The sequence below is a fragment of the Polaribacter sargassicola genome (assembly GCF_021991835.1).
GTDB lineage: Bacteria > Bacteroidota > Bacteroidia > Flavobacteriales > Flavobacteriaceae > Polaribacter > Polaribacter sargassicola.
The window spans coordinates 1-327 of sequence record NZ_JAHDAU010000119.1; the positions used below are offsets into that span (position 1 = coordinate 1).

Annotated in this window: 1 protein-coding gene; it reads left to right on the forward strand. The window is 68.2% G+C overall.

Annotation, left to right across the window (positions count from 1 at the left end; all coding sequences use genetic code 11):
* Window positions 1-116: 116 nt before the first annotated feature.
* Window positions 117-327 (forward strand): SprT-like domain-containing protein (locus KI686_RS16105; protein WP_237590342.1); only part of this gene is annotated, 211 nt, incomplete at its 3' end.

Below are 327 nucleotides of genomic sequence, written 5' to 3' on the forward strand. Positions count from 1 at the left end.
AGCGCCGAGAGCGCCGACGCACTGGTCTGAGGTCGGGTTCCTGAGTCCGATCCGCCTGGCCCGCTTCGCCCGTCGAAGCCGAGCCCGATGTCCGTCGACGGCTCTAATCTGATCTCATGGCCGATCTGAACCGCGTGCGCGTCTGGGCACAGGCGCTGATCGACATGCACCTCGACGACACGTGGAGCTTCGACTTCGACCACGCCAAGCGCCGCGCGGGGCTGTGCGACTACCGGCGCAAGCGCATCACGGTGTCCCGCTACCTGGCCGCCCGGTTCGAGGACGACGAGATCCACCAGACGCTGCTGCACGAGGTCGCGCACGCCG